Annotated in this window: 1 protein-coding gene; it reads left to right on the forward strand. The window is 34.9% G+C overall.

What is annotated here, in order from left to right:
- On the forward strand, positions 1-1,303 hold a 1,303-nt coding region (locus IV54_RS02985), incomplete at its 5' end, for a KUP/HAK/KT family potassium transporter (RefSeq protein ID WP_191980402.1).
- Between the last annotated feature and the right edge of the window lie 39 nt (positions 1,304-1,342).

The following is a 1,342-nucleotide window of genomic DNA, read 5'->3' on the forward strand; positions in this document are numbered from 1 at the left end:
TATTTATGTAACATGGCCACTAGTATATAGTACCCTATTTTTAAATTACTTAGGTCAGGGTGCTTGGATAATTAGACATGCAGGTGATACTGCTTACAGGAACTTATCGAACTTAAATCCCTTTTATGAAATGCTCCCCGGAACTTGGCGCCTAGTTGGCATTTTGCTAGCCACACTCGCTGCAATTATTGCCTCTCAAGCGTTGATTACGGGTTCTTACACTTTAGTCGATGAAGCAATTGGCTTAAAATTTTTACCTAGAATGGTTATTAGACATCCAAGTAATATAAAAAATCAAATTTATATTGCAACTGTTAACTGGATGCTATGTATAATAACAATTAGTGTAGTCTGGTTCTTTGGTAGTTCACAAAAAATGGAGGCCGCGTATGGTTTAGCGATCACTATTACCATGCTTATGACTACTGTGCTTTTGCATGAATTCTTAAAGAAACACCTGGCTAAGGGAACAGCACTTATAATTGCCTTGTTTTTTGGTTTTATTGAGTTAATCTTTCTAATTTCAAGTTTGGTTAAGTTTATTCATGGCGGTTATGTTACGTTAACAATCATGTTGGGCATTCTTTATATTATGTGGCTTTGGTACTTTGGAAATAAACGAAGAGAACATTATGAGAAAGAAAGCGAGTATGTTTCACTTCTTGACTATCGTGATCAACTCTCTAAATTAAGCGCAGACAATACAGTACCTTTGTTCACGACTAACTTAGTGTATATGACTAAAATTAAGGGTGATTACCAAATTAAGCGTAGTACCATGTATTCTATTCTCGACAGACAACCTAAAAGAGCTAAAGTTTATTGGTTTGTTACAGTCAATGAAACCAATGCACCTTATGAAAGTAATTATACAGTTGATTTACTTGAGACGCATAATGTTGTTAACGTTCAATTTTACTTAGGGTTTAGGAAATCTCAATCCGTTAGTGTCTATTTACATCAAGTTGTAAATCATCTAGTGGAACAAGGTATTTTAGAACCACAAATACCCACGTATTCAACAGAGCGACAACGGAAAGTCGGCGACTTTAAGTTTGTTATTATAAAGGAACAACCAGCAGATTTAATTGCCAATGATAAGTTAAGCTCGTTAGATAGAAGATTGATTGGCGGGCGCATCTATTTGCAGAAAATTACGGCCTCACCTATTTCATGGTATGGTTTGGAGTTTAGCAATGTCATAGAAGAAAGTTCTCCGTTATTTATTACTCAAGATCAGGATCAATACTTAATCCAAAAGAAAATTTATCATCGAGGCAGATTAAGTAAGACTGAAAAATGAGTATGCAGTAGTTTAAGTGCAACAACTAAGTTAGAAAAA

Source organism: Levilactobacillus paucivorans, assembly GCF_001437125.1.
Classification (GTDB): domain Bacteria; phylum Bacillota; class Bacilli; order Lactobacillales; family Lactobacillaceae; genus Levilactobacillus; species Levilactobacillus paucivorans.